General features: G+C 58.9%; 1 protein-coding gene. It reads right to left on the bottom strand.

All coding sequences use genetic code 11. The features are described from left to right. Positions 1 to 13 precede the first annotated feature (13 nt). Positions 14 to 1075 carry an IS630 family transposase gene (locus tag M3I54_RS44305; protein ID WP_254346720.1) on the bottom strand — a complete coding sequence of 354 codons (1062 nt, stop codon included), beginning with the start codon at positions 1073 to 1075 and terminating at the stop codon, positions 14 to 16. Positions 1076 to 1118: the final 43 nt, after the last annotated feature.

The raw sequence follows: 1118 nt of genomic DNA, 5'->3' as shown, positions 1-1118 counted from the left end.
CTAGTCGACTGCGTCATTGAAATGGCACTGGTCGAATTCGCCGCGATGGATCGTCATACTTCCATTTAATCGGCTTGGGATTCTTGTTGTGCTCGCGGATATAGCGCATCAGCTTGCGCTCCAGATCCTTTACCGTGGTGAAGATACCTCGCGCAATCACGTCGCGCTGGATGCGCGAGAACCAGTTCTCCACCTGATTTAGCCAGGAGGTATAGGTCGGCGTGTAATGCAACCGCACGTTTCGGTGTTGCCGCAGGAACTCTTGCACGCGCGGGGTCTTGTGGCTGCTGACGTTGTCGCAGATCACATGGATCTCTTGTTTGGGCTGCTGGCTGGCGATAACGTCGGTGAGGAAGGCCACGAACTGCTCGCTGGTATGGCGTGGCGCCGTTTTGCCGATGACTTCCCCGGTTGTCGTGTTGAGCGCAGCGAACAGGCTCAGCGTGCCGTTGCGCTTGTATTCGAAGCCGTGACTCTCGGCGCGCCCGGGCGACAGCGGCAGCATCCGGTCTTTACGATCCAGGGCCTGAATTGCCGTCTTCTCGTCGACGCAGAACACCACCGCGTGTGCGGGAGGGTTCAGATACAGACCGATCACGTCTGCCGCCTTGGTCTCGAAGTCAGGATCATTTGAGACCATGTGCGTATCGAGCCGATGGGGCCGCACGCCGTGCTTGCGCCAGATGCGCTGCACCGTCGAGGCGCCCACATCACCCAAAGCCGCAGCAAGCTTATAGCTGCTCCAATGCGTCGAGCCGTCCGCAGGCCGGTGCTTGAGCGTGAGATTCAAAACCCGCGCTTCCAGCTTTTCAGGCGGATGCACCGGGGCTCGTCCGGGATGGCGCGCGTACAGGCCTGCCAGCCGCTCGGCCAGAAACCGGCTCGACCAACGGCTAATGAAGCGGGAGTCACAGCGCAGCCGCTGCATGATCGCCTCACGTGTCTCTCCGTCGTCAAGCATCAGGATCAACCGGGCACGCCGCGTGTCTGCTGCGCGCACCGTTTGACTACGAGCCGCCGACAGCAATTGTTTGCGCTCAAGCGTGGTTAAGTTCATCTTTTCCATGTGTTTCATTGAATACCAAATAAGGTGCTTTTTCAATGACGCAATGGACTAG

The organism is Paraburkholderia sp. CNPSo 3274 (assembly GCF_024206475.1).
In the GTDB taxonomy this organism is placed as follows: domain Bacteria; phylum Pseudomonadota; class Gammaproteobacteria; order Burkholderiales; family Burkholderiaceae; genus Paraburkholderia.
The sequence above is the reverse complement of the archived record's forward strand: the minus strand, read 5'-3'. Positions and strand labels throughout refer to the sequence as shown.